Below are 26,288 nucleotides of genomic sequence, written 5' to 3'. Positions count from 1 at the left end.
ATATACAAATTTTGCTGAATAATAATCCGTTATGAATTCTCAGATAAAGTGTATTTTATTTTACATAGTGTTTTATTTTAAGAAATATATTCCGAATATTTCTTCTGAAACAAAAGGACATAAAAAAACCGCCCATTGCTGAGCGGCTAATTTATACTGATGATGGTTACCAGATTTTAATCCTGTCCTGCGGCGCTTTGTAAAGCTTGTCTCCAGGTTTAACATCGAAAGCTTTGTAGAACGCGTCAACATTGGTTAACGGACCGAAGCTCCTGAAATACCCTGGTGAGTGCGGATCGGTCTTCACCTGATTGATCATATATTTTTCGCTGGATAACGTTCTCCATACGGTAGCCCAGCTCAGGAAGAATCTCTGATCCTGGGTATAACCGCTGATCGGGCCTGGATTTCCGTGATCTTTAAGATACATCTGTAAAGCATCATAAGCAATGTTCACTCCACCTAAATCTGCGATGTTTTCCCCGTTGGTAAAAGTTCCGTTTACCATAGTTCCTTTTACCGGCTCATATTTATCATACTGTGCAGCCAGTGCTTTGGTTGCCTTTTCAAAATTGGCTTTATCTTCAGGTGTCCACCAGTCTACCAGGTTCCCGTCTGCATCAAACTGCGCCCCTGAATCATCGAATCCGTGGCTCATTTCGTGACCGATTACCGCTCCGATTCCACCGAAGTTCACGGCAGCATCTGCTTTAGGATTGAAGAACGGCGGCTGAAGGATGGCTGCAGGGAATACAATCTCGTTGTTGACCGGATTGTAATAGGCATTCACCGTCTGCGGCGTCATTCCCCACTCAGTTTTATCTACCGGTTTCCCGATTTTTGCAAGGTCTTTATTGTACTGCCATTCTGCAATATTCTGAAGGTTGCCATATAAGCTTCCTCCTTTGGATTCCGGAATGATATTCAGCTTGGAGTAATCTTTCCATTTGTCCGGATAAGCTACTTTTACCGTGAACTTGTTCAGCTTCTGCATCGCTTTTTCTTTCGTTACCGAAGACATCCATGCCAGGTTATTGATATGTACTGCGAAACTTTTCTTCAGGTAGTCGATCAGTTCAACCATCTGAGCCTTGGCTTCTGCAGGGAAGTATTTTTCAACATACAGCTTACCGAAGGCTTCACCCAGGCTTCCGTTGATCAGTTCATATCCTCTCTTGTTGAGCGCCCTTTGCTCCTGCTGGCCTCTCAGATATTTGCCATAGAAAGCAAACCTCATATCACCGATCTTTTCGCTCAGGTAAGAAGCGCTTCCGTGGATCATGTGGAATTTCAGGTAATCTTTAATGACAGGAAGGTTCTGTGCATTGATGAACTTATCCAGATTTTTATAGTAACCCAGCTCGCCAATAATTACTTTATCGGTATTTACCCCTACTTTTTTAAGGTATCCCGGAATGTCTACATTTTTAACCAGTGATGAAAGCTGCGCCATGGTTTCAGGATTGTACTGAAGGGTGTTGTCACGGCTCTGCTCATTGGTCAGGTAGGTCTGGGCGATGCTTTTTTCGTAGTCAACAATGCCTTTGGCTGCTGCGTCAGCATTTTTATATCCCAGTTCTTTCAGCATAGAAGCTACATACTTGGTGTATTCTGCTAATGCCTCAGTATTTTTTTCATTGACTTTCTGGTAGTAGTCTCTTCCTAATCCCAGAGAAGCATCACCAAGATATACCACATTCATATTGGAATCTTTCAGGTCTGCTCCTACGCCCCATCCGTAAAAAATGTTTTCTCCGTCTTTGGTTACAGAGATCAGGTAGTTCTGAAGGTCCTGAAGGTTTTTAATGGCATCGATCTTATTCAGGTTGGCCTGGATCGGCTTAATCCCGTCTGCGTTTCTTTTCTGCATGTTCATGTACGTAGCATACAGGTCCTGGATTTTCTTGCCTTCCGTCCCGTCTGTGAATTTATCTTTCAGAAGGGAGCTGAGGATGGTCATCGAATTGTTGTCCGTATCATCTGCCAGTTTATTGAAACTTCCCCAGGTAGGTTTATCTGAAGGGATTTTAGCGGTTTTCATCCAGCTTCCGTTTACGTAATTGTAAAAGTCATCCTGCGGACGCACCGATTTATCCATCATGCTAAGGTCTAATCCTTTATCCGTAAGGTTCATTGCTGCTGTATTGGTTTTAGACTGAGCCGTCACTATGTTCAGTGAAGATACTCCTGCTAATAAAAATAAAGAAAATGTCAGTTTTTTCATTATGATAACACTAATTTCTATAATAAGTATATTTTTCTCTGGATTTGTTACCGGGCTGTCCATATTTTTTTATGATAACCTGGAAGCGCCGATCTCTTTTACATTCCCGGTCCTTTTCAGGAAGCCCCATGCCTGCATCTCTCCTTTCAGCGCCCGCCTCAGGCTCCTGAAAAGTACGATATACATCAGCCAGCGGTACCCGAACCGCTGAGGCACGATATAAATAAGGTTCCACATTTTTTCTTTCTGCATGATAAAGGCAACAATAGCCAGTGATGCATCCACCAGGAGGAACAGCAGGTAATACACGAATATTTTATTGCCGTTGCCCGACAACAGGCCGAAAAACATAATCAGGTCTGCCATCGGTGAAAAGAACGGGATGATATACTGGAACAGCAGGATGTTCGGCATCGCCCAGAGTCCCAGCCCTTTGTATTCCGGGTTCAGGAAGGTCTGTTTCTGTTTCCAGAACATCTGCATGATGCCATAGGTCCATCTGAAGCGCTGCTTCAGAAACTGTTTTACGGTTTCCGGAGCTTCGGTAACGGCAACAGCCCTGTTCTCATTGGCAATACGATATCCTTTTCTCAGCATCTTAACGGTAATATCACAGTCTTCCGCCAGGGTATCCGAAGAATACCCTCCCACTTCATCGACTACTGCTTTCCTGAATGCTCCTATGGCTCCCGGAATTACGGTGACTGCATTGATATATGAATAGGCAAGGCGGTCGAAATTCTGGCTGGTGGTATATTCTATAGCCTGCCATCTGGTCAGCCAGTTGACCGGATTTCCAACTTTTACGTTTCCGGCTACTGCGGCAATCTTTTCTTCCGGAGCCGCATTGAGGAATCTCGCCATCAGGAATTTTACGGCATCCTGCTGGAGTTTGGTATCCGCATCAATGCAGACCACATATTCCGAGTCAGTGCGGGATATCCCGTAATTTAAAGCCGTAGCTTTTCCTCCGTTCGGTTTCGTGAATATTTTAAGTTTCGGATGGCCGGCAAATGCATCCTGCGCTTTCTGATAGGTTGAATCCCTGCTTCCGTCATCAATCATGATCACATCAAAATTCGGGTAGGTCTGATTCAGAAGGTTGCTCAGTGACGATACGATGTTAACTTCTTCATTATACGCAGGAACCATGATGGAAACCTTCGGGTAAGAATCCAGAACCGGAAACCGGCCTTTCTCCTTTTCTTTTCTTTTTTCCTGTACCGCCCAATAGGCCATGAGCAACAGCCTGATGATCCCTAAACCTATAAACACGGTAAAAAGGGCGACCAGGAAATGGCTGATGCCATAAATCACGGTGGCCAGGACCAGATTCAGCTGCATAACATAGTATGCCCTGGTTTTAGGCACTTCGGGCATAAGCTCGTTTTTGCTTTTGTAGAGGATGCTGGCGAGGTTGGTAAAGTGGTAGCCCTGTTTCTGCAATGCAGGAATCAGGACTTTAAGTGCCTTTACGGTTTCTTCCCGGGTATCGCCGCCGGCATCATGCAACAGGATGATATTTCCTTTCCTCTGATGAAGGCCTTCCATCACCCTTTTCACGATTTCATCCGCTTTGATGCCCGGCTGCCAGTCTTCAGGGTCAATATTTTCCCCGATATCAAGATAGTTCTGTTTCCTGGCCAGTGCTACTGGTATGATTTCTTCAGGGGTCGTTGGTTCTGAATCGGCATTGTACGGTGCCCGGAACAGTATGGTACTGTGGCCGGTAATGCACTCAATCAGCAGCCGTGTCAGTTTAAGTTCCAGCAAAGCCCTTTCCGGACTTACCCGGGCTACGTTTTCATGGGTAAAGGTGTGGTTCCCGATTTCATGCCCTTCCCTGTAAATCCTTTTTACCAGCGGAAGGTTTTTTTCCGCGTTCAGCCCTACCAGGAAAAAGGCTGCCGGAACGTGGTATTTCGATAAAACATCCAGGATCTGCGGAGTATAGGTTTCATCCGGACCATCATCAAAAGTCAGCACCAGATCTTTCTGGGGCGCCTCGCCGTATTTTTTCACTTCATAAGAGCTGGGATAGGTCTTATAGGTTTCATCGGTGATAATTTTTTCTTTCGGATCCGTTTCAAGGGCTATTTTTCCGTCGTGCGGCGTATTGAGGACATCCAGCACTTCTCCGTCCCCGATATAGTCGACCATTGTCTGGCCTTTTACATTTTCAAGATCTTTGAAGTTGATTTTGGACATTCCTGCAGAGCTCAGGTCTTTATCATAAAAATTCCATACCCTGCTGTCTTCACTTCCCAGTCTCCATAATGCAGTTCCTGCAAGAGGGTATTCCGAGGAGAAACGCATGGTATTGAAGATAGACGCTGCATCATTGAAGAATACGGTATGCGTATTGTTTTTGGCATCGGTATAGGAATAATTCAGGTTGAAGGTATTATCATCGAAGTTGATATCTGCTTTACTGGCACTGGCTTTTGTAATGGCCTGCATATACGTCACCGAAGTATTGTCATCCTTATTGGTACTCCAGTCATAACCGTATGCTCCCAATCCCAGAATAATTTTACCGGGTGTTGTTTTTTCCAGAATTTTGCCGGTCTGCGCTTCAATCCATTTCTGGGAGGATACAGGTCCTGCATCACTATCTGCAGAATATTCATCATATGCCATAAGCACAAAATAATCTACGTAGGGGTCCAGCTTACGGATATTATAATCATCGTTATCCGTCATGATATCCATCGTTACCATCAGCCCGTTCTTTCTGAACGTTCCCGAAAGCTCTTTCAGGAAAGCAATAAGGTATTCATCGGAGTCCAGCCCGATACTTTCAAAGTCCACATTAATTCCTTTGAAATGAAATTTAAGGCACTGAGTGGTTACCTGGCGGATCAGCTGTGTCCTTTTCAGAGGGTCTTTCAGTACTTTCGCCAAACCTTCAGCCCGGAATTCCTGGTTTGAATTGTTGCTGAGCATCGGCATGGCCGCCACACCGGTCCTTTTGATGATCTTATACCCTTCCGGGTCCAAATTCGTTTTCAGCGCACCGGATTCGGGATCCAGGAAAAACCATTCCGGAAATACCAGGTTGGTATGCCGGATATTCCTTTTCAGCGACATAAGGGACTGCGGGTCCCAGGCGACATAAAATGCAGAACGGATCCCTCCCGGGAACTGTGCCCAGTTTCGGTTCTGGTTTTTGAAACGTTCTTCTTTTGCCTTTTCTATCTTGGCAAGATTGGTATGGATATTTTTCTCGGAGATGAAGCTCCTGAAGCCTTTATACTCTTTGGATATTTTATTCTCCTGAAGATAGGGCCGGCTGGCCGTAATAACCGCTTTGTAATCTTCTTTAAAAGGGATTTTCGGACTTCTGTCCAGTTTCATCATCAGACCCAGCGCAATAAAGAGCAGTACCGCGAGGAAAATAAAAATTCTTGATCCCCACTTTACATTTCTCCAGCGTTTTTTATTCTCGGTCTGAAAAATTTGTTTAGAGTGTTCCACCTTCTGATTTCTTTATGCAAAGCAACGTCAAAAAGCATGAAAACACCCCGTAAAACCTATTAAAATAAAATTAAAAAACAGTGGCCTTTAGGCACTTATCAGCATGGAAACAAGGTCCTGGAGAATTTTTTGCGAAACAAAATGCATAAAGTCTAACCGGTCCAGATGAGGCAGGAAAAGCTGGAATGTTTCCTCCCGTTCCCTGACCCTGATGGTATAAAATACCGTACCCACTTCTTTGCCATCCTCACCTTTTCCTGGACCGGCAACCCCTGTGGTGGAAAGGGCAATGTCGGTTCCGAATAAATCCTGGCATCCCGCCGCCATTTCCCGGGCAACCTCGGCACTCACCACAGTATATTCATCAATGGTTTTCTGAGATACTTTAAGGATTTCGGTTTTCTTTTCAGTGGCATAGGAAACGACTCCTCCTATATAATACCTGGAACTTCCGGAATTGGAGGTTACCATTTTAGCCAGCTCTCCACCAGTGCAGCTTTCTGCCGTGGAAATGGTCATGCTTTTTTCATCCAGCAGTTCGGCCAGTATTTTCTCTATTTTATCTTCGGAAGTGGCAATAATGTGATCACCGATGATGGGGAACAATTTCTGGATTTCCTGTTCCAGCTGCATGCCGAGAAGTTCTTCTACAGCTCCTGTTGCCGTGAGCCTGAGCTTTACACGGGTCCCGACAGGAAGATAAGATAAGGTAATATGTGCCGGCAGCGCCAGTTCCCAGCCTTCTATAGTGTCTGCAAGGATACTCTCCGGAATGCCGACTACAGAAACAATCCTGGAAACAATATGGTTGAGGCTGAACCTTTCTTTAAGATACGGAACAATCTGATCCCTGATCAGCGGCTTTACTTCGTACGGAACACCGGGAAGGCTGAAAGAGAGTTTGCCCTGCTGTTCCATCATCATGCAGGGAGCCGTCCCGTAATGGTTCTGGAAAACAGTGGATTTTTTAGGGACAAAAGCCTGCTCCCTGTTTCTTTCCAGAATCTCTATACGGCCGCGTTTCTCCATGTATTTCCTGAGATGTTCAAAAGTCGGCTCATCCAGCGCGATTTCATCATCGAAGAATTCGGCTAAGGCCTTTTTCGTCTTGTCATCCCTTGTAGGTCCCAATCCGCCGGTAGTTATAACCAGGTCTCCTGTTTCAAAGGCTGATTTCAGGGTTTCTTTTATGGTTTCAATCTCATCCGAGATCGTAAGGATCTGTATGACCTTAATCCCGATGGATTTAAGCTCCGCAGCTATAAAATTAGAATTGGTATCTACCGTATTTCCGGAAAGGATTTCATCCCCGATAGTAATCAGAACCGCTTTTTCCATATCAACATTCTTGAAAAATTCCTTATACAAATGACGTGAAAAAGTCTCTATCTGCAAAATGTTGCAGAGGAAATTTGCAACGGATTAATGATAGGATAATCTACATATTATCGTATAAGAAACCCTTTCAAAAATGAATTCCGAAAGGGTTATTACTATAAATCACCTTGGTATTACTGATTATGTTTTACCCAGATCAGTTCATCCGTATTGTATCCGATGCTTTTTGCCTTTTCCAGTAATTTCTGACGCACATTTTCAGGAATCGTGGTTGTACGGGACAGGATCCAGATGTATTTCAGGTTGTTTCCCACGACCAAGGCGTACTGGTAATTATCATCAAGCTCAATAACATTATAGCCTGCCCAGATCGGTTTGAAGAATGAAACCTTCAGTCTCGCTTCAGTCTTATCATCAACAAACCTTGCTTCCCCAACGGATTGTTTCCATTCTTTTTTCACATAATTGTACCCTTTGTTCTGCACACGGATACTACCATCCTGATTTTTGGAGTATTCAGCCGTTACATTATCCATATCTTTTTCAAAACGGTAATCGAACCGGGCGATTTCGTACCACTTGCCCAGGTAACGGTCTGCATCGAAATTTTTTACGGCTGTGGCTCCTTTGGGAATTCCCACTGAGCATGAACTCAGCAGCACCAATCCGATAATTCCCAATGAAACGGGAATCACTATTTTTTTCAGGTTTTTCATTGTGAGTGTATTTATGACGGGTTGAAACATTCAAAAATAATGCCCCGGAATGTTGCGCGCATGATCGGAGTACAAGTTTAGGCATAAAAAAATCAGAACAGGAAAACCTATTCTGATGTATATATTGTATCCGCTTTCCGGGATCGGAGATTTACTTCTCGTCGTCCGTGTCATCCTCTTCATCGAAGATGTCATCGTTGTAATCTTCCTCTTCATCATCGAAGGTGTCATCATCCTCCTCAAAATTGCCTGTAGCGGCGAAATCATCATCAAAGCTGAAATCATCATCCAGTAAAGGCATTGCAGATTTCTTTTTGGATCCGCCGGCAATTCCGCTTTTGGCAGGAGCTTTAAGAGGAACATTACCAAAACGGTATACGGTGATAGGATAGTTAACGCCTTTGGTTTCTTCAATCACTTCCACCAGTTCACAGAAAAATTCCCAAAGATCGAGAAGACCATACTGAAACTGGGCTTTATTCCCCTCCGTTTCAAAGGCCTCATCGATATACACATCCGACATAATCTCGCCGTCTCCGTCATCGCTCATATCTTCTAACGGAACACTTTTTATAATGGTACCGTCATCTTCCAGCAGGTTAAAAGTAGAAAGCTCGTCACCCTGCAGGCTGAAGGCACTTTTAATTCCTAAATGTAAGTTCCATAGCGTCTGTTTTCCCTTAACCTCAATATCACGGAAAATATCTTCTTTCGCATCTAATATTACGCGGATTTTATAAACCATATCAGTTTTTTAGTTACTTTTTGCCTTTATTATTATGATAAATTTCTGTTGCAAATATATAATAAATGAGATTCGACAAAAAATATTTTAGAATTTTTTAAAACATTTTTTTTTCATACATTTTCAGGGTATTCATTTCCCTTTTTCAAGCATGAAACTAAATTTTGTTCCTTCTAAATAGACGCTTTCCACGGTGATATTTTCACTATGGGCCTCCAGGATATGTTTTACAATGGCAAGTCCCAAGCCGGATCCTCCTTCCCTGCGGCTCCTGCTGGTTTCAACGCGGTAGAAACGCTCGAAGATACGCGGCAGGCTCTCAGGCTTAATGCCCATCCCGTTATCAATAACTTCTATGAGTACTTTATTTTTCAGGACACTGGTTTTTACTACGACCCGTGCTTCCTGGCGGTTGGCATAATGGATGGCATTTGAGATGAGGTTGATGAATACCTGGGATATTTTTTGCTTGTCGGCATCCACAAGGATCTGCGGCTGCAGGGTCTGGATCTGTAAAGTGGTATTATGTTTTTCCGCTTCGAGGTCGAGCAGGTCAAAAATTTCTTTGATCAGCATATTGACATCGAACCGCGATATGGTAAGGTTGATCTCTCCGGCTTCCAGCCTGTTGATCATATCCAGGTCGGTTACAATGGCAATCAGCCTTTCAACGGATTTATCAATTCTTTCCAGGTATTTGTCTCGGATGGTCAGGTTATCCACTCCACCCTCTCTGAGGGTTTCCACGTACCCCTGAATGGAAAACAGGGGTGTTTTAAGCTCATGGGAAACATTCCCGATATATTCTTTACGGTAACTCTCCATCTCCTTCATCATATCAATTTCGGTTACCTTACGCTGGTTGAGATCGGAAAACCTTTCTCCAAGCTCTTTTATGGTAATGTTTTCATCCTGGTCATGCACAATTTCCTGCGGCAGGATCCGGGACAGCCCACGCACCTGCTTTCTTCCGTAATAACTGAAAAGCAGCTCCAGTACGACATAATTGACCATGAAAATAAAAACAAGGCATATCAGAAGCCCTATCTTAAAAAACGGGGTCTGGTCATAGACATCTTTTAAGGCATCAAAAATGATGACGAGCAGAAACATCACCAGTGTCAGCAGACATGAGGCGAGGAGGGTAAGTCTGTAAAATTTCAATTTTACAAGGATTTATGGGTTGAAAGTAAAGGTAGGCCTTTTTAAGGTGTTAAACAATAAGCTTGTATCCGATTCCTTTCAGGGTCTGGATCGTACTGATGCCTAATTTCTCTCTCAGCCTCCTGATGTGTACGTCGATGGTCCTTTCCCCGACAATCACATCATTGCCCCATACTTTTTCCAGGATTTCTTCTCTCTTGAACACTTTTTCCGTATTGGAAGCCAGCAGGTACAAAAGATCAAATTCTTTTTTAGGCAGCAGGAATAGCTGACCGCTTTTAGACACCCGGAAATTGTCTTTATCAATCACCAGGTCTCCAATTTCAATAAGCTTGGCATTGTCTGAAACCTGTGAAGTCAGCTGCAAGAGGGCATTGACTTTAGAAATAAGGATCTTCGGCTTGATAAGCTTCACCACATAATCATTGGCGCCTGCCTGGAAACCGGCCAGCTGTGAAAATTCTTCGCTCCTCGCAGAAAGAAAAACAATAAGGGTCTTCTGAAGTTCTTTGATCTTGCGGAGTTCCTGGCAGGTTTCGATACCGTCTTTTTCGGGCATCATCACATCCAGCAGGATAAGATCGGGAATAATTTCTTTGGCTTTTTCGATGCCTTCGTTACCATTGGTAGCAGTGAAAATATCGTAGCCTTCTTTTTCCAAATTATAAGACAGAATCTCTAAAATATCCAGTTCGTCGTCTATTAAGAGTATTTTCTTTTGGTTCATTTTTATTTTTTCCTGTGCCAAAGTTAATGATTTTTGAATGACAGATTAACGCTCTGGTAATCGTTCACATAAAGTTAACAATAAATCCGGTTTCTTAATATTTAGTTAAAAAAAAATTAAATTTTACTAAACCATTTCCCCTGCTAATCTTTCATTTCTTTGCAGCGAAAGAATTTTAGTAAATAAAAGTAAGATAATGAAAATTAGCAATCTTAGTGTTGCGGTCATATTCCTGACCGGATCCGTATTTTATGCTCAGGAAATAAAAAGAGACACCGTTGGGAAAGAAAAGAAGATTGAAGGTGTTATCATCCAGGGTAACAGCAACAGGAAAACTGAAACCGCCGTATTAGGTGAGCAGAAGAAAGCCATTATCCAGAAACAGGCCGTAAGTGCAGAGGAGATTTCCAGAAAAGGGATTTCCAATGTAGAGCAGGGGCTTACCAAAGTTACCGGTATCACCACCGTAGAAGGAAGAGGGCTTTTCGTAAGAGGGCTTGAGGAACGGTACAATTACCTGCTTATTAACGGACTGGGTTCTCCATCCAACAACCCATTCCAGAAAATTATCGCTTTAAAGCAGTTCCCTACCGACGTAGTAGGCAAGCTGAACATTTATAAAACATTCAACTCCAATCTTTACGGAGACTTTGCCGGGGCTACCTTTGATATTGAAACGCTTACGATTGACAAGCCTTTTACCAAGGTGGAATTCAGCGTAGGCATGAATACTTTAAGCACCTTTAGAAATAACTTCAAGGTTGCCGAAGGGGCAGACGGGCTGAACGGCTATCTGGGACTGAACGGCAGAGACAGGAGATTGCCGGATCAGGTGAGAGACTCAAGGCCGAGCAACTATAAATTTTCTGCTAACGAATCGATCAATTCATTTAAAGATTCCTGGAATGTTGATAACATCAGACCGGTTCCTAACTCCAGCATAGGATTTACCACCGCTCAGAAAATGAAGATGGGTGAAACCGGTAATATGGCTGTTTTATTCTCCCTGAACCAGGGAACTAAGTTTTCTTTCCGTGAAGGGGCTAAAAATCAGTTCAAAGATTTCGGGAATGTCATTGTTCTGAACAATGACCTTTTAAGAAAACAGTATAATTACGAAACAGAGTCTTCCACACTCCTTGGACTTGCTTATAAGAACAGAGGCACGAATGTTAATTTAAACGCCATGTACTTACAGAGCACCAATAATATCATCGAAGATTATTACGGGTATAAGAACAATCAGGTACAGAATAAAGATCTAGGATTTTTCCGTACGAACCAGCTGGACCTGTCAAGGTTCCTGGACCTTCAGCTTACTGCCTCACAAAAGATCGGTGACAGACATCAGGTTAAAGCCGGAGGAAGTTATGTGATCAACAATTATCAGCAGCCGGACAGAAAAATCATTGAAGGTAGCCGCAGGGATGCCAACAACAATATTTTACCAGAAGATAAACTGTATCTTGCTTACGGGGCCAACAACCTGATCCGCCAGTACCTTGATGTAAATTCAAGATTCTACGGTTCTGCCTATGGAGAATATTCTGTTTTCCTGGGTGAAAAAGGAGATAAAAAAGATTACCCGATCCAGTTATCCGTAGGATACAATGGTTTTGCGGACCTGAGAAAGAACTCGTACAGATTCATCTTCGGAGTAGCCAATAACATTGCCAACAGAGAGCACATTATTGATAAAGATACTCCGCAATCCACCTTCAACAATTCCATCATGAACGGAGACCTCTCTTTTCAGGAAGGATCTGATGCATCCCAGTTCTTATCCATGATGTACCAGTTTGTGAATGCCGGGTATGTTAATTTAAATTATAAACCTTCCGAATCCTGGGACATCCTGTTAGGAGGAAGATATGAGAATGATATCACGCTGATCCGTTATTCGCAGCAAAGCTCCGATAAAAAAGACAATATCATTAAAAACAGAAACCTGTTTTTACCATCTATCGCGATCAAAAAAGCGCTTAACAATAAGCATAACGTGAGGTTCTCATTCAGTAAGACCATCACCAGACCTGTCCTTATTGAGAGAATGCCTATCAGCTATATCAATCCGGATAATGAAACCATTAAAGGTAATGCTGATATCGAAAACAGTGAAAATTACAACTTTGACCTGAAGTGGGAATACTACCCTACCAACAAAGAGCTTTTCTCTGTGAATTTATTTGCCAAAAGGATCGATAAAGCTATCGAACGTTCTTTCATCACTTCCGGTGATGCCAACGGGATCACCGTATCATTCCTGAACGCCAAGAGAGCACAGCTGGCAGGGGTGGAACTTGAAGGGATCATCAGCCTGGGCAGGATTTCTGAAAGCCTCAGCAATTTCATGTTCGGAGCCAATGCCACATTTATGTATTCCAACGTAGACAGAAGCGAAGATCAATTATTACTGGAAAGGCCTCAGGGATATACCAACGACCAGCTTCACAAAAGAGGTCTTCAGGGTGCTGCACCTTATACGATCAATGCCGACCTTAAGTACGAAATCAAAAAGAAAAACAGCCTGACCAGAACCCTCTCTTTGGTGTATAATGTTTCCGGATCTAAAATATATGCTGTAGGAACATCAGGATCCGATAATTTCTATGAAAAGCCGTTCTCGCAGTTAGATTTCGTATATCAGGACCAGTTGACCAGAAACTGGAATGTGAAATTTGCCGTACAGAATATGTTCAACAGCAAGTATAAAATACTTCTGGGTGATAAGAGCTACCATGATGTGGACACCAAAGGAGTGTATACGTATACTGACTATTTCAGAGGAGTTAATTTCAATCTTACCGTAGGGTACACATTCTAACCATTTATAAATAAAAAAATAAGTATAAAAATGAAAAAACGAATTTTATCACTAGTAGCGTTAACCGCTGTGTTAACATTAGCCTTACATTCATGTACCATTGAAGTTAATGACGGATTAGGAGAAGGAACAAGTGTTACTACACCCGGAACAACTGAAAGTGTATTAAGCGGAAGCGGAACATTATCAGGTACCATTAGCAAAGACCTGCTGATCAAAAAAGGGAACTACACGCTGGACGGGATTGTTAAAGTAACCAATAATGCTACCATTACCATAGAAGCAGGAGCTACCTTTAATGTAGTAACCACAAAGACCAGCAGCCTGGTTGTTCTTCAGGACGGTAAAATCAATGCTGTAGGAACAGCTTCTGAACCTATCGTATTCACAACTTCCAGCAAAACTCCTGGAGACTGGGGTGGTATTACGTTGTACGGTAATGCACCTATCAAAGCACTTAACGGGAATACACAGGCCTTATCTGAAGATGGTAACAACGTATACTACGGAGGTAGCGATGCCAATTCCAATTCCGGAACCATGAAATTCGTGCGTGTGGAATATGCAGGTAAAAAGATAGGTGACGGTACTTCAGAAACCAACTCTATGACGTTTTATGCCGTAGGTGCCGGAACTGTCCTGGAAAACCTTGTCACTTATAAAGGTACTGATGACGGATATGAATTCTTCGGAGGGACGGTAAGTGCTAAAAATATCGTTTCTTACGGAAATTATGACGATTCTTTCGACTGGCAGGATGCATGGAGCGGGCAGAACAACACCAACTGGTATGCATTCCAGACAGGAGTTGGAAACTTCGGGATGGAGATCGAATCTTCAAGCAACGTAGATAATACGGCTCCTAAGATCTCTAACATTACCCTGATCAGAGATGCCAATACCAATCCTGAAACCACGAATTCACCTGAAATTTCCGCGATTCAGTTTAAAAAGCAGGGAACAGGGATTTTCTCCAATGTGTATATCAGCGGGTATAAAAATATCGGAACCCAGAAAGCATATGCCGTTTTAATCCAGGATGCTGCTACTGAAAACAGCCAGGTAAACAACAATAAAGTTGTGGTTTCTCCTATGACGTACCTGAATTCTGACAATGCAGGAGTTTGGGGATATGCCTTCACGCCGAATGGTGCTAAAACATTTACCAATGCGACAACCGTAACCAAAGTATCCTTAACACCGGGAGCCTGGGCAACCGTAAATGGAGTCAATCTTTTAGCAGGATTACAATAACAATAGTTAGTTTTCTTCATATCGAAATCCCCCGGAATGTTATTCCGGGGGATTTTTATCTGATGGTGATTAAAGAGACGTAATTATCCATTATTCTTTAAGAATATTCAAACTTCCTCACTGCTTCCAGCGTCATATCCAGTTCACGGTCTTTGATCGCGTCGCTGATAAAATAGGTTTCATACCCGCTTGGAGGAAGGTAAATCCCGTTCTGCAGCATCTGGTGGAAGAAATTATTGAAAAGGGAATGGTTGGCTTCCTGTGCTTCGTCAAAATTGGACACACGGTTAATGTGGAAGAAAACCGACATCATGGAACCCTTACGGTTGATCCTGTGGGCAATGCCTTTTTCATTCAGGATCTTTCCGATCTCAAAATCCAGGGTTTCCGTAGTCTTAGCCAGCCTGGAGAAAAATTCAGGGTCATTTTTGATGATCTGAAGTGTTTTCAGCCCTGCCCGCATAGCCAGCGGGCTGCCGCTTAAGGTTCCGGCCTGGTACACGGCTCCTTTCGGAGCAAGACAATCCATAATTTCGTTGCGTCCGGCAAAAGCGCCTACCGGAAGCCCGCCGCCGATTACTTTCCCATATGTTACCAGGTCAGCCTTAACGCCGAATAATTCCTGTGCCCCTCCGAAAGCCAGCCTGAAGCCGGTCATCACTTCATCAAAGATCAGTAAAGCGCCATTTTCATCGCAAATCTTTCTCAGGTTCTGGAGGAATTCATTCTCAGGAAGCACGCAGCCCATATTTCCGGCTACCGGTTCAATGATAACCGCGGCAATTTCACCCTGGTTATGGCGGAAGAGATCCTGTACCTGCTCAAAATCGTTGTACCTTGCCAAGAGAGTATCCTTAGCCGTTCCTCGGGTAACCCCCGGTGAATTCGGGTTCCCGAATGTGGCAGCACCGCTTCCGGCCTTGATCAGGAATGAGTCTGAATGCCCGTGGTAACAGCCTTCAAACTTGACGATTTTTTCCCTTCCCGTATAGCCTCTTGCCAGCCTGATGGCACTCATGCAGGCTTCGGTCCCTGAAGAAACCATTCTGATCTGGTCTATATTCGGTACGTTCTCTACAATGAATTTTGCAATTTCCGTTTCCAGCTCCGTAGGTGCACCGAATGAAAAACCTTTCTCGGCCTGTATCTTCAGTTCTTCCAGCACTTCAGGATGGGTGTGACCTAAAATAGCAGGTCCCCAGGAATTGATGTAATCAATATAGGCATTGTCATCCGCATCGGTAAGGTAAGCACCTTTGGCAGATTTCATAAAAACCGGCACTCCCCCAACGGATTTGAAGGCGCGGACCGGAGAATTGACCCCCCCGGGAATGTATTGGTACGCTTCATCGAATAAAGCTGAACTTCTCTGATATTTCATTCTGTTGTTCTTTATATGTTTAACCTCCAGGCTTCAGCCTTAAGGTTTGCATTATTTATGATGGGCAAACCTGAAAATCCCGATAGTTTTACCGGAACCTCTAAACCAGCCCTATTGTTGACCGTAATCAGGTTTAATGCCTTGGTTTTTTATCGATCAGGTAGATGAGCTGTCCGGCGGAAGGCTGCTGGCCCTCGTCCATCCTGTTTTTAGCATACAGTTTATTGAGCCTGATCCCGAATTTCTGCGCGATATCATGCATATCTTCACCGGAAGCGGCCTTGTAGGTAGCAGTATTGCCGGCGGAATTCTTAGATTCCAGGAAAATAATGTCATTCTTCTTCAGTACGTCACTTTCCAGTTCATTCCATTTCATCAGCCTGCTTTCGCTGATCTTGAATTTTTCCGCAATATATTTAACATTGGTATCCTCAGGAATAACGATGTACTTCAGCCCTTCGTTCGGGTGGCTTTTAATAAGGATGGAATTTAATGTTTCAGCCCTGGTTTTAATTTTATCCACCCTCTTCTGCTGCTGTGCATACGACGTCTGCTGGTACGGCACTTTTATCGTCACCGGATCTTTGGCTTTTTTCGTATACTTTTCCGGTTCCATCTGTGCCATGAAAGCACGGTCATCCTTCAGGTTAGGATACATTTTAAGTACCGCGTACCATACCTCATTAGAGCTGGTATTGTCAAATTCGTAAAGCCTGTATTTTTCTATTTTACTGATGAGGATGGAGGCATATCTCGGATTGGTGGCATAGCCTGCTTTTTTCAGTCCGTAGGCCCAGGCGCGGTAATCCTTCATATCCAGGTTGAAGAGATTCGCGTAATATTTTCTTGTAGACAGGAAGATGGAATGGTCTTCATACGACTGCCGCGGGTCTTCATACACACGGAAACATTCATTGGGAGCATCATCGGTATGCTTCATGGTTTTTCCGGTCCAGTCTTCCTTGCATTTGATGCCGAAATGGTTTTTCCCTTCCAGCGCAAGCCGGCTCTGGCCGCCGCCTGTTTCCAGAAGCCCCTGTGCCAGGGTAATGGAAGCCGGAATTTTGTACTTCTCCATTTCTTCCACAGCGTACTTAGCAAACTTCTGAATGTACTGGTCTTCGGTAGCCCAGGTCTGGGCTGAGAATTTTGATAAAACTAAAAGGCTTACAAGTAAGACAAGTCTTTTCATTTTTTCAATGTATTTATATGATTAAATTTCTGTTCTGTTTTTTCAAAAGCAGATTGGCCCCCTCAACTCCCTGTAAACCTCCGGTATGAAAGCACAACACCCTGCTGTTTTCAGGGAAGTATCCCTGTTCCGTCAATTCAAAAACTTTCTGCATCATCTTTCCTGTATAAACCGGGTCCAGAGGGATTCCGCAGCGGCTTTTGAAATCATTGATAAAACGGATGTTTTCATCTTTTATTTTACCATACCCTCCGAAAGCTGAATCTATCAGGCTAAAGTTATTTTTTGAGGTCAACTTCCGTATTTTGCCTTCAAGCGAACGGTCACTTACCACTGTAAACCCTACCACCTGCTGATGATCTTCACAGAATGAAGAGATCCCCGCAAGCGTTCCTCCGGTTCCAACTGCCGTGCAAAGATAGTCAAAATCTTTGGTTTGATGATTCAGCATCAGGCCTACGCCTCTTACGGCATCTGCATTGGTTCCTCCTTCCGGAATGACCAGTGCACCGGGAAATTCAGCCTGCAGAGAAACCGCTATATGATCCTTATTCCTGTACTGCTCACGGGTAACGAACTTCAGGTCCATACCGTTCCTTGCAGCAAAGGTAAGCGTCGGATTATCCTGCCACCGATCATGCAGCTCTTCTCCGCGAATGATTCCTAAAGCCGGAATACCGAATTGTTTCGCCACGGCCGCTACTGCCGCAATATGATTGGAAAAGGCACCGCCGAAAGTAATGAGATAGGGCTTTACCGGTTTTCTGTCCAGGTAATGGTTGATGTTATAAAACAGTTTCCAGTATTTATTGCCGGAAATGCCGGGGTGGATCAGGTCTTCCCTTTTCATGAAGAGCTGTACCTTTTTTCCTGACGGAATTTCAACTACCGGAATATGAATGTCTGGAATGTTCATCCCTGCAAATTTCCTGAATTTATTTGATATGGAAATGTTTAAATTTGTTAAACCCATCAAAACATAATCATGAAAAAAGGAATTTTAATCTTCTCGCTGCTTATTGCGGCTGCAGCTACCGTCCTGATCTGTTACCTGCTGGTTCAGGAGGTATCCCACAAAAAATCCAGGCCAGACATTCCTGATCTGGAAAACAACAGGATCGTCAGGATGTTCAATGTGCAGATTGACCGGCAGATCCAGAACCACACACAGAGTGTCATGTATCCCGGATATATTCCGGAAAGCAGACAGAATACCATCCTTTATCTTCAGGCGATTCAAAGTATTGAAAGCTATACACGGTATGGCATTGGGTCCACCCATCCCAGGAATTATCTCGAACTCAGAATTACGTTTCATGATCATACCGTAGCAGATCACGTCTATACGGGACACTCGTGTTCCGGGTACATGGGCGGCTGCCTGCTGATGAAAGCAGAAATGAAAAACGGACAGGCCACCAGAATATTTACTAACGGCCAGGAGAAAAAGGGATCGCCGGAATGGATCATTCCAAGCCTGGACCTTATGATTGAAAAAGCAATTTCATATGACATAGGCCGGCATCCTGACCGTTATTTTCCGCCCCGGAAAACCCAGAAGGATTTTGACCGGGAGTGGCAAGGGCAGAAATAGCCGGTGAGCAGATCACATATATTTTCGAAAGCCCCAGAATTTTCTCTTATTAAGGTAATCGAGATTATGCTCATTGGCATACGCTTCTTTTTCAAACGAAATATGCCTGTAGGCCTGATATGGATTTTTAAGCTTCCATAAATGATAATAATACTCAGCCAGGTAAAGAATGTAAAAGAAGATCATGAGGAGTTCAAGCTGCTGCCTCAAATGTATTTTTTCATGATTGACCAGTACTTTATTTTTCTTATCTTCGGGTCTGCTGACGAAGATGAAGGGGAAAAGTGCTATTCCGTTAATTTTTAGCTTCTTCAGCAGCTTTTGGCATACAATTATCATCACAACAAATATAAAAAAGTTTTATTTTAAGATTTAACTTATGGCCCATTTCGATATCAAAGAGCATGAAGACTTTTACTACAATGAGCAGGGATACAAGGTTTTTACGGAAAAGTTTCATCTGAAAAGAGGATATTGCTGTAAAAGCGGCTGTAGGCACTGTCCTTACGGATACGATAAAAAGACCGATACATTTATTAAAAACGATAAAAAAATTAAATAAAATGAAGAAATATATTTTTATTCTGCTTGCTGCAACTCTGGGTTTAACATCCTGCAGCCCTTTTAATGTACGATCAGATTACGCTGAAACCGCCAACTTCAATACGTACAAAACCTACAAGCTGCGTATTGACGACCTTAAGCTGAATGATATCGATAAAGACCGCGTGCTGAATGAACTTTCAAGACAGCTTCAGAGCAAAGGCCTTACTTCCGGCGAAAACCCTGACCTGATCATCAATGTAAAAGCCAACCATAAAAAAGTTACCGATATCAACACCACGTCTCCTTACGGTATGTGGGGATGGGGCGGACCTTTCGGATGGGGAGTAGGGATGAACAGAACCTGGTCCAGCAATTATAATGAAGGTGCATTAATCGTTGACCTCATTGATGCCAGAACCAACAAGCTGGTATGGCAGGGCATCGGAAGCGGTATTTCCGTGGATTCTCCGAGAGCGAAACAGAGACAGATCCCTGAAATTATGGCGGAGATCATGGCGAAATATCCTCCTCAGCGAAAATAGAAATCATATAATCAAATATCCCTTTCCGGCGGCTTCTTCGAAGCCGCCGGATTTTTTTTACCTGCCCTGATGTGATTCTGTTCTGAAGACAGATGATGGAGCCTTTCTTATCTGAATGAGAGGTGATTAATGAGGTCAGACATCAATACCTTAAACCTTGACAGGGTTTGAAACCCTGTCAAGGTTTAACAATACATATCTATTAACATTAATGTCTTATTCATAAAATCTATGCAGTTGCTATCCTTATCATACTAATTAATGAAAAAATTCCCGTAAGAACTTCAAAAATTAACAATCATGTAATTTCTTATTCGTAAAATTACAGTATTCTTACCAAAACTTTTTTATTATGAAAAAATTACTATTGTGTATCGTTGCGGGAGGACTGGCGTATGCGCAGGCCCCTTCAGGATACTACAGTTCGGCCAACGGCCTTTCGGGGGCTTCGCTGAAAACGGCGTTAAGCAGCATCATTACCAACGGGCATCAGGATAAAGGCTACAGCGGACTCTGGACCGGCTACAAAACGACGGATATTGACAAAAATTACGAAAATGACGGTTCTATCCTGGATATCTATTCAGAAAAACCGAACGGAGCGGACCCGTATAAATACACTCCCGGCACCAACCAGTGCGGCACCTATTCGGTGGAGGGCAACTGCTACAACCGGGAACATCTTGTACCGCAGAGTCTATTTAATGAAGCTTCACCCATGGTCTCTGACATCCATTTTATCCGGGCTACGGACGGGAAAGTGAACGGTATGAGAAGCAACTATCCTTTCGGGAAAGTAGGAACCGCTACATTTACTTCAAAAAACGGTTCTAAACTGGGGAACAGCACTTCTTCAGGCTATTCAGGAACTGTATTTGAGCCTATCGATGAGTTCAAAGGGGATATTGCCCGAATGATCTTTTACTTCGTAACGCGGTACCAGAGCAAGCTATCATCGTTCTCTTCCGGAAATATGCTGGGAAGTTCAGCGTATCCGGGATTACAGACGTGGGAATTGAATGTGCTGCTGGCCTGGCATAACCAGGACCCGGTGTCACAGGCTGAAATCAACAGGAATAACGCTTCGTATAATTTCCAGGGAAACCGGAATCCGTTTATAGACAATCCGGACTATGTAAATAAGATCTGGGGATCCGGATCATCAGGAGGCGGTTCTACCGGAGGAGGTACGCCTTCAACCAGTACCTGTGTGTCTGAAACGTTCGAAACCATTCCTTCATCTGATGCTTCTACCTATGCCACCAGAAACTGGAGCAACGGCGGTATGACGTGGACGGCCACCGATGCCAGAACAGATCAGACGATCTCCAGTAAAGCTATTACCATCAGAAACGGATCGGTTCAGTCCGGAACTTCTGCCAACGGAATAGGCTCGCTTACCGTAACCACGCAGCTTAAATTTTCAGGAAGCACAGGAACGCTTGACGTTCAGGTAAACGGAACCAAAGTAGGAACGGTTCCGTACAGCAGCAATGCGGTAACCACCACTCTCAGCAATATCAATATTTCCGGAAATGTTTCCGTAAACCTGGTGAATACGGGCTCCGGCAACAGGGTCGCCGTTGATAACCTGAGCTGGACGTGCTATTCGGGAACTTCCAGACAAAGCATGATGACTTCCAGCAAGGATCAGGCAGCAGACTCCCAGACACTCCGTATCTATCCGAACCCTGTTACAGGTCAGGAAATCTCGGTAAAAGGCAATACCGCAAATATCAACAAAGCTGAAATTTACGATTCCCGTGGAAAACTTATTCAGACGATTGAAAAACCGTTCAGGGAAGGCAGCACGATCAGGATTAAAAAGCTTGAACAGGGCGTATATATGCTCAGATTAGGCGAAACTGTCCTGAAGTTTATCGTTCAGTAAATACTGTATTAAATATGAAAAATCCGTTTCAGATCCCTGAAACGGATTTTTTTTATCTGAGCATGCGGTTGATTATCTCCCTTGAAGCTCTCTTATTCTCTCCTGCATCAGTTCCGGATCCGAAAGGGCATCCGCTCCGATTAAGACGAAAACGAAAATAAAATAAATGATAGCGAGAACGCTCAGTACGATTCCTATAATACTCAATATCCTTCCGGTATTCAGGTTATTATAATTGGAATACATCCCCGGATTCTGCATGTACAGGGCATTGTCTTTTTTGTACAGCACGAGCCCGATGATTCCGGCTACAATTCCGGGAAGGCCGTAGCAGCAGCAGGTAACGATTGATAAAATCCCTAAAACGAGCACTGCCGTTGCATTGGGTAATTTCTGTTGGTCCATAGTTTATGATTTTAATGTTAAATGTTCATATACTGAAAAAAATGTTTATAAAAATAAGAAAATACCATGACTACTGAATTGATAATAGCCAGAAAGATGAGCACGTTCCCATAATTTCTTTTGCGGTCTGTAAAATTAAGCACCACAGTCCCTATAAAAAGCAACAGCGTATATACTGCCGGAAACATATGGAACGCCTCTGAAAACCTTCCCTCAAAAACCATTACCATGGCCCGCTGTGCACCGCAACCGAAGCATTCGAAACCGAAAAACTTTTTGGTGGGACAGGGCAGCATGAAGTCTTCAATTTTCATATGGATATTTTAAGCCTGATAAAATTAAGAAGAAATTTTAGCTCTGGCATACTGATGCGGGAAGAAACAGCTTTCTTTTTTTTCAAAAGCGCCGTGAACAGCGGTATAAGGGTTCCTCAGAATTTCCCTCGCAATGAAAATGAGGTCTGCTTCACCGTTCTGAAGTATTTGCTCTGCCTGGTCCACCTCCGTAATAAGGCCGACAGCTGCGGTCTGTACGTCTGCTCCGTTCCTTACTTCTGAAGAAAAAGGCACCTGGTACCCCTGATGCACAGGAATTTTAGCTCCATGGATATTCCCGCCGCTGGATACGTCAACAAGGTCTACGGAATGCTTTTTAAGTTCTGCGGCCAATCGGGTGCTGTCTTCCACATCCCATCCGTTCTCGGCATATTCAGTCCCGGAAATCCTGACAAATAAGGCTACATCCTGATTGAGTTCCTCGTTAACAGCGTCTACGATTTCGAGTAAGAAACGGATGCGGTTCTCAAAGCTTCCTCCGTATTCATCAGTCCTGATATTGGATAACGGTGACAGGAACTGGTGAACCAGGTATCCGTGTGCCGCGTGGATTTCAATAACATCAAATCCTGCGAAGACAGCTCTTCTTGCGGCTTCTTTAAAATATTGTACCTGTTCCCGGATCTCTTCTTTGGTAAGTGCATGCGGAATCCTTTCGGACGGATGATAGGGAATGGAACTCGGCGCAATGGTCTCCCAGCCTTCCTCAAGCGGGATCTGCACATTGTTCCAGGTAGATCCTTTCCTGCCGGAATGCGCCAGCTGAATCCCGATTTTGCTTTCGGAGTAAAAATGCACGAACTCAACGATCCTCTTCAAGCATTCTGCCTGTTCGTCATTCCAGATGCCCATGCAGTGGTTGGTAATCCTTCCCCGCGGCTCCACTCCCGTGGCTTCCACGATCAGGAGGCCGGTTCCGCCCTGTGCCCTGCTTCCGTAATGGACAAAATGAAAATCGTTCGCCAGGCCCTCTTCACAGGAATACATGCACATCGGCGACATGACCCAGCGGTTTTTCAGCTCTACATTTCTGAATTTGATAGGTGTATACAACATGTTTAATCTGAATTTAAATTTAAAATTTCGGGCAAAAGGTAATATTATTGCCCACGTGATCGAAAAAAGCTAATTTTATGCCCCTTTTTTAATTCAGGGACCCCATGAAAAAAGAAACCCATATCCGCTATGAATATTTTAAGGACAGGAGCGCGCTGAACGGCATGGAACAGCAACTGCTGGACAAAGCCAGAGAGGCCCGCGCAAAAGCCTATGCTCCTTATTCCAACTTCCTGGTAGGCTGCGCCGTGCTTCTGGAGAACGGGGAAATCCATACCGGCAGCAATCAGGAAAATGCGGCGTTTCCTTCGGGCCTCTGTGCAGAAAGGACGGCCATATTCTGGATTTCCGCTAATTTTCCGGATGTCCGGGTAAAAAAAATATTTGTGGTGGGCGGACCCAGGATCTCCCAGGAAGCGCATCCGCCAATTCCGCCGTGCGGAGGCTGCCGCCAGAGCCTGATGGAGTACGAAACCAAGCAGCAGGAAAACATTGAGCTCTACTTCGCCAGCATGAATGATGAAGTGTATAAAGTAGATGCCATCAAAGACCTTTTGCCTTTTTACTTTGACGGGACATTTTTGTAATCCGTTTTTATAAGATCCGGATCTTTTGTATCATGCACAGCCTCCTAGCCCAGATAGCAGCGGTTACCCCGCAGCGGAACGGACTGTGCGGCTGCGCGAGGAGTATGAGCGGATAGCTGGAAAAAGCTCCTGATTCTATTTAAAGTATGTCGCATTAGCTACGCCTCAGGTTTTCAGCCCATATACCCTGCCGGTGCCTCAGTAATTTTCTTTGATGCTGCATCATTTTGAATTTCAGCTTAAAAGTTTATCTTTGCAAAAATTTTGGTTTCCAATGTATTGGAATTAATAGGGAATCGGATGAAAATCCCGAGCTGTCCCCGCAACTGTAAATCGCGATAAGATGTTCTGCACTACAGCCACTGTAACCATGGGAAGGCGCAGAATGCGAAAGCCAGGAGACCTGCCAGAATCTAACTAAAAAATCTATTGCTTTCGGAGGAAAAGCGAATGAATATGAATATAAAAAAGTCTTTAGCACTGGCCTTTTCGGCGTACGGATGTTTTCTTTTCGGACAGGAAAAGATCATTGATACTGTGTATATTTTCGACAGCCAGATGAATAAGGTCAAGCGTTTTCATCAGGTGAATACGATCAGTCCGGAAGACGTTAAGAAAAACAGCACCAACCTTTCTGAACTGCTGCGTTTCCAGTCTCCCGTTTACATCAAAGAAAACGGCCGCGGCGCAGTTTCTTCCCCCTCTTTCCGGGGAACGAGTGCAGGCCATACCGCCGTGGTTTGGAACGGCATCAACATCAATTCCAATTTCCTGGGTCAGGCAGACCTCAACAACATCCCTCTTTTCGGGTATGACCGGCTGGAAGTAAAATCCGGCGGCGGAAGCGTGCAGTACGGAAGCTCAGCCATAGGCGGAAGCATCCACCTGAACGACCAGCTGGAATTCGGGAAAGGATTTCAGGGAAGCCTGTATTCGGAAGCAGCCTCCTTCGGGACGTACATTAATTTTGCGAAAGCAGGGTTCAGCAATGACCGTTTCAGCTTTAAGGCATCTGCCCATTACTCCATCAGCCAGAATGATTATGAGGTAAAGGAAAAAGAATATATCAACCGCAACGGAAGGTATTATAATACCACCTTCAACATCGGGACTTCGTATAAATTAAGCAGCCACCACATTATTTCCTGGCAAAGCCAGATGTTTGACGCATCCCAGCGCTATCCTATTTTTGTGGAAAACGGCAACAAAACAAAATACAACGCGCAGACTTTGCGGAGCCTTGTTGCATGGGATTTCCGTCAAAGCACCTTTACCAACAGCCTGAAAGCAGCTTATACAGAGGATAATTTCCAGTATTTCGGAGATATAGACCAACCGAAGACCAGCGGTGCAGACGGAAAAAACTACATCATTAAAAATGATCTCAATTATTTCATAACACCGAAGATCAACGTGAATGCCATTGGGGAATTCCAGGTGAATACGGCGGAAGGATACCAGTCGGGCCTCGGCAGCATCAGAAGGAATATGGGTTCTGTGGCAGGGCTGTTGCGCTACTTCCCTACTGAAGACCTTCGTTTTGAAGCCGGTGTTAAAAAAGATTTTGTAGAGGATATCACTTCTCCCGTCCTGTTTTCATTTTCAGGAAAATGGACTGCTGTGAAATGGTACAGCACCGGCATGAATGTTTCAAGGAACTTCAGGATCCCTTCTTTTAATGACCTATACTGGAAACAGGGCGGAAACACGAATCTTGTCCCGGAAACTTCGCTGAATGTGGATATGGACCATGAATTCAGGTTCGGAAGTTTAAAACTTACCCTGAGTCCGTATTTTATGCATATCAAAAACTACATCAACTGGCTGCCGACTCCTTACGGCTACTGGGCTGTCTTCAATACCTACAGGGTAGATTCATACGGACTGGAATCACAGGTTACCTATGAAAAGCAGTTCGGAAAGCATGGATTAAAGCTGAACGGAGGATATACCTATGCCAGGTCCATCAACAAGCAGACGGACAAGCAGATGGTGTATGTTCCGATCCACAAAGCCGTAGCCAGCATCGATTACCGTTACGATTTTCTCAGAGTATATGTCCAGGGACTGTTCAACGGGCTTACCTATACCACGACAGATGAAAAGAAAGCCGATGCACTGGATCCGTATTTTGTCCTTAACGCAGGGTTTTCAGGAACTCTGAACAAAAAATATACACTAGGGCTGAAGGTAAACAATATTACTGATACAGTTTACGAAACGGTATCTTATTACCCCATGCCTAAAAGGAATTACAGTATTTACGCAACCATTAATTTTTAAAATTTTA

The 26,288-nt window shown here is 43.9% G+C and carries 22 protein-coding genes and 1 riboswitch; of the genes, 8 read left to right on the top strand and 14 right to left on the bottom strand.

Features of this window, described 5'->3' with window-relative positions:
• Positions 1–166: 166 nt before the first annotated feature.
• From CGB83_RS17630 to CGB83_RS17600, 7 genes are all read right to left on the bottom strand, one after another.
• Positions 167–2,224: a M13 family metallopeptidase gene (locus tag CGB83_RS17630; protein WP_100077004.1), complete on the bottom strand. Its 2,058-nt coding sequence runs from the start codon at positions 2,222–2,224 to the stop codon at positions 167–169.
• Between the two features lie 69 nt (positions 2,225–2,293).
• Entirely contained in the window at positions 2,294–5,701 is a 3,408-nt protein-coding gene (locus tag CGB83_RS17625; RefSeq protein ID WP_100077003.1) for a trifunctional glycoside hydrolase family 18/polysaccharide deacetylase/glycosyltransferase family 2 protein, read from the bottom strand.
• An 87-nt stretch (positions 5,702–5,788) separates the two neighbouring features.
• On the bottom strand, positions 5,789–7,039 hold the full coding sequence (locus tag CGB83_RS17620) for a CinA family nicotinamide mononucleotide deamidase-related protein (protein WP_100077646.1): 1,251 nt from the start codon (positions 7,037–7,039) through the stop codon (positions 5,789–5,791).
• A gap of 173 nt (positions 7,040–7,212) precedes the next feature.
• A complete protein-coding gene (locus tag CGB83_RS17615; RefSeq protein ID WP_100077002.1) occupies positions 7,213–7,755 on the bottom strand; it encodes a lipocalin family protein in 543 nt (180 codons plus the stop codon).
• A gap of 151 nt (positions 7,756–7,906) precedes the next feature.
• Complete coding sequence (locus CGB83_RS17610; protein WP_100077001.1) at positions 7,907–8,500, bottom strand: IS1096 element passenger TnpR family protein; 594 nt, start codon at positions 8,498–8,500, stop codon at positions 7,907–7,909.
• A 132-nt stretch (positions 8,501–8,632) separates the two neighbouring features.
• Positions 8,633–9,664, bottom strand: a complete 1,032-nt coding sequence (locus tag CGB83_RS17605; RefSeq protein WP_100077000.1) for a sensor histidine kinase — start codon at positions 9,662–9,664, stop codon at positions 8,633–8,635.
• 49 nt (positions 9,665–9,713) lie between these two features.
• Entirely contained in the window at positions 9,714–10,391 is a 678-nt protein-coding gene (locus CGB83_RS17600; protein WP_100077645.1) for a response regulator, read from the bottom strand.
• Positions 10,392–10,587: 196 nt separating this feature from the next.
• Between CGB83_RS17600 and CGB83_RS17595 the strand changes: the two genes are divergently transcribed.
• Both CGB83_RS17595 and CGB83_RS17590 read left to right on the top strand, forming a co-directional pair.
• Positions 10,588–13,215, top strand: a complete 2,628-nt coding sequence (locus CGB83_RS17595) for a TonB-dependent receptor plug domain-containing protein (protein WP_100076999.1) — start codon at positions 10,588–10,590, stop codon at positions 13,213–13,215.
• Between the two features lie 30 nt (positions 13,216–13,245).
• Complete coding sequence (locus tag CGB83_RS17590; protein WP_100076998.1) at positions 13,246–14,469, top strand: hypothetical protein; 1,224 nt, start codon at positions 13,246–13,248, stop codon at positions 14,467–14,469.
• Between the two features lie 97 nt (positions 14,470–14,566).
• Here the strand turns inward: CGB83_RS17590 and hemL are convergent, their stop codons facing one another.
• From hemL to CGB83_RS17575, 3 genes are all read right to left on the bottom strand, one after another.
• Positions 14,567–15,850: a glutamate-1-semialdehyde 2,1-aminomutase gene (hemL, locus tag CGB83_RS17585; protein WP_100076997.1), complete on the bottom strand. Its 1,284-nt coding sequence runs from the start codon at positions 15,848–15,850 to the stop codon at positions 14,567–14,569.
• 133 nt (positions 15,851–15,983) lie between these two features.
• Positions 15,984–17,042, bottom strand: coding sequence for a glucosaminidase domain-containing protein (locus CGB83_RS17580; protein WP_100076996.1), 1,059 nt, complete (start codon positions 17,040–17,042; stop codon positions 15,984–15,986).
• Between the two features lie 13 nt (positions 17,043–17,055).
• Positions 17,056–17,958, bottom strand: coding sequence for a 1-aminocyclopropane-1-carboxylate deaminase/D-cysteine desulfhydrase (locus CGB83_RS17575; RefSeq protein WP_100077644.1), 903 nt, complete (start codon positions 17,956–17,958; stop codon positions 17,056–17,058).
• 69 nt (positions 17,959–18,027) lie between these two features.
• Here CGB83_RS17575 and CGB83_RS17570 point away from each other — a divergent pair, with 69 nt between their 5' ends.
• Positions 18,028–18,636: a hypothetical protein gene (locus tag CGB83_RS17570; RefSeq protein ID WP_100076995.1), complete on the top strand. Its 609-nt coding sequence runs from the start codon at positions 18,028–18,030 to the stop codon at positions 18,634–18,636.
• A gap of 12 nt (positions 18,637–18,648) precedes the next feature.
• Here CGB83_RS17570 and CGB83_RS17565 read toward each other — a convergent pair whose 3' ends face one another.
• Positions 18,649–18,975, bottom strand: coding sequence for a hypothetical protein (locus tag CGB83_RS17565; protein WP_100076994.1), 327 nt, complete (start codon positions 18,973–18,975; stop codon positions 18,649–18,651).
• Positions 18,976–19,015: 40 nt separating this feature from the next.
• Here CGB83_RS17565 and CGB83_RS17560 point away from each other — a divergent pair, with 40 nt between their 5' ends.
• From CGB83_RS17560 to CGB83_RS17550, 3 genes are all read left to right on the top strand, one after another.
• Entirely contained in the window at positions 19,016–19,198 is a 183-nt protein-coding gene (locus CGB83_RS17560; RefSeq protein ID WP_100076993.1) for a DUF5522 domain-containing protein, read from the top strand.
• Position 19,199: 1 nt separating this feature from the next.
• On the top strand, positions 19,200–19,724 hold the full coding sequence (locus tag CGB83_RS17555; RefSeq protein ID WP_100076992.1) for a DUF4136 domain-containing protein: 525 nt from the start codon (positions 19,200–19,202) through the stop codon (positions 19,722–19,724).
• A 352-nt stretch (positions 19,725–20,076) separates the two neighbouring features.
• Positions 20,077–21,615 (top strand): endonuclease, encoded by a 1,539-nt coding sequence (locus CGB83_RS17550; protein WP_100076991.1) that lies wholly within the window; start codon positions 20,077–20,079, stop codon positions 21,613–21,615.
• A gap of 72 nt (positions 21,616–21,687) precedes the next feature.
• On the opposite strand, the gene CGB83_RS17545 is transcribed toward CGB83_RS17550, so the two are convergent.
• Genes CGB83_RS17545 through namA form a run of 3 tightly spaced genes read right to left on the bottom strand, consistent with a single transcriptional unit; the run spans position 21,688 to position 23,411 of the window.
• A complete protein-coding gene (locus CGB83_RS17545; protein ID WP_100076990.1) occupies positions 21,688–22,020 on the bottom strand; it encodes a CCC motif membrane protein in 333 nt (110 codons plus the stop codon).
• Positions 22,021–22,037: 17 nt separating this feature from the next.
• Positions 22,038–22,334: a DUF2752 domain-containing protein gene (locus CGB83_RS17540; protein WP_100076989.1), complete on the bottom strand. Its 297-nt coding sequence runs from the start codon at positions 22,332–22,334 to the stop codon at positions 22,038–22,040.
• 24 nt (positions 22,335–22,358) lie between these two features.
• Positions 22,359–23,411 carry an NADPH dehydrogenase NamA gene (namA, locus tag CGB83_RS17535; RefSeq protein ID WP_100076988.1) on the bottom strand — a complete coding sequence of 351 codons (1,053 nt, stop codon included), beginning with the start codon at positions 23,409–23,411 and terminating at the stop codon, positions 22,359–22,361.
• A 104-nt stretch (positions 23,412–23,515) separates the two neighbouring features.
• Here namA and cdd point away from each other — a divergent pair, with 104 nt between their 5' ends.
• Together cdd and CGB83_RS17525 are read left to right on the top strand one after the other, a co-directional pair.
• Positions 23,516–23,998, top strand: coding sequence for a cytidine deaminase (cdd, locus tag CGB83_RS17530; RefSeq protein WP_100076987.1), 483 nt, complete (start codon positions 23,516–23,518; stop codon positions 23,996–23,998).
• A 248-nt stretch (positions 23,999–24,246) separates the two neighbouring features.
• Positions 24,247–24,423, top strand: a riboswitch (cobalamin riboswitch).
• Between the two features lie 31 nt (positions 24,424–24,454).
• Complete coding sequence (locus CGB83_RS17525; RefSeq protein ID WP_100077643.1) at positions 24,455–26,281, top strand: TonB-dependent receptor plug domain-containing protein; 1,827 nt, start codon at positions 24,455–24,457, stop codon at positions 26,279–26,281.
• The last annotated feature ends 7 nt before the right edge of the window (positions 26,282–26,288 follow it).

The sequence above is a fragment of the Chryseobacterium camelliae genome (genome assembly GCF_002770595.1).
Classification (GTDB): domain Bacteria; phylum Bacteroidota; class Bacteroidia; order Flavobacteriales; family Weeksellaceae; genus Chryseobacterium; species Chryseobacterium camelliae.
The sequence above is the reverse complement of the archived record's forward strand: the minus strand, read 5'-3'. Positions and strand labels throughout refer to the sequence as shown.

Excerpts from the sequence above, each read along its gene's own strand:
- CGB83_RS17630 (WP_100077004.1), bottom strand. The coding sequence starts at position 2,224 with ATGAAAAAACTGACATTTTCTTTATTTTTATTAGCAGGAGTATCTTCA.
- CGB83_RS17620 (WP_100077646.1), bottom strand. The coding sequence starts at position 7,039 with ATGGAAAAAGCGGTTCTGATTACTATCGGGGATGAAATCCTTTCCGGA.
- CGB83_RS17615 (WP_100077002.1), bottom strand. The coding sequence starts at position 7,755 with ATGAAAAACCTGAAAAAAATAGTGATTCCCGTTTCATTGGGAATTATC.
- CGB83_RS17610 (WP_100077001.1), bottom strand. The coding sequence starts at position 8,500 with ATGGTTTATAAAATCCGCGTAATATTAGATGCGAAAGAAGATATTTTC.
- CGB83_RS17600 (WP_100077645.1), bottom strand. The coding sequence starts at position 10,391 with ATGAACCAAAAGAAAATACTCTTAATAGACGACGAACTGGATATTTTA.
- CGB83_RS17595 (WP_100076999.1), top strand. The coding sequence starts at position 10,588 with ATGAAAATTAGCAATCTTAGTGTTGCGGTCATATTCCTGACCGGATCC.
- CGB83_RS17590 (WP_100076998.1), top strand. The coding sequence starts at position 13,246 with ATGAAAAAACGAATTTTATCACTAGTAGCGTTAACCGCTGTGTTAACA.
- hemL (WP_100076997.1), bottom strand. The coding sequence starts at position 15,850 with ATGAAATATCAGAGAAGTTCAGCTTTATTCGATGAAGCGTACCAATAC.
- CGB83_RS17580 (WP_100076996.1), bottom strand. The coding sequence starts at position 17,042 with ATGAAAAGACTTGTCTTACTTGTAAGCCTTTTAGTTTTATCAAAATTC.
- CGB83_RS17575 (WP_100077644.1), bottom strand. The coding sequence starts at position 17,958 with ATGAACATTCCAGACATTCATATTCCGGTAGTTGAAATTCCGTCAGGA.
- CGB83_RS17570 (WP_100076995.1), top strand. The coding sequence starts at position 18,028 with ATGAAAAAAGGAATTTTAATCTTCTCGCTGCTTATTGCGGCTGCAGCT.
- CGB83_RS17565 (WP_100076994.1), bottom strand. The coding sequence starts at position 18,975 with ATGATAATTGTATGCCAAAAGCTGCTGAAGAAGCTAAAAATTAACGGA.
- CGB83_RS17560 (WP_100076993.1), top strand. The coding sequence starts at position 19,016 with ATGGCCCATTTCGATATCAAAGAGCATGAAGACTTTTACTACAATGAG.
- CGB83_RS17555 (WP_100076992.1), top strand. The coding sequence starts at position 19,200 with ATGAAGAAATATATTTTTATTCTGCTTGCTGCAACTCTGGGTTTAACA.
- CGB83_RS17550 (WP_100076991.1), top strand. The coding sequence starts at position 20,077 with ATGAAAAAATTACTATTGTGTATCGTTGCGGGAGGACTGGCGTATGCG.
- CGB83_RS17545 (WP_100076990.1), bottom strand. The coding sequence starts at position 22,020 with ATGGACCAACAGAAATTACCCAATGCAACGGCAGTGCTCGTTTTAGGG.
- CGB83_RS17540 (WP_100076989.1), bottom strand. The coding sequence starts at position 22,334 with ATGAAAATTGAAGACTTCATGCTGCCCTGTCCCACCAAAAAGTTTTTC.
- namA (WP_100076988.1), bottom strand. The coding sequence starts at position 23,411 with ATGTTGTATACACCTATCAAATTCAGAAATGTAGAGCTGAAAAACCGC.
- cdd (WP_100076987.1), top strand. The coding sequence starts at position 23,516 with ATGAAAAAAGAAACCCATATCCGCTATGAATATTTTAAGGACAGGAGC.
- CGB83_RS17525 (WP_100077643.1), top strand. The coding sequence starts at position 24,455 with ATGAATATAAAAAAGTCTTTAGCACTGGCCTTTTCGGCGTACGGATGT.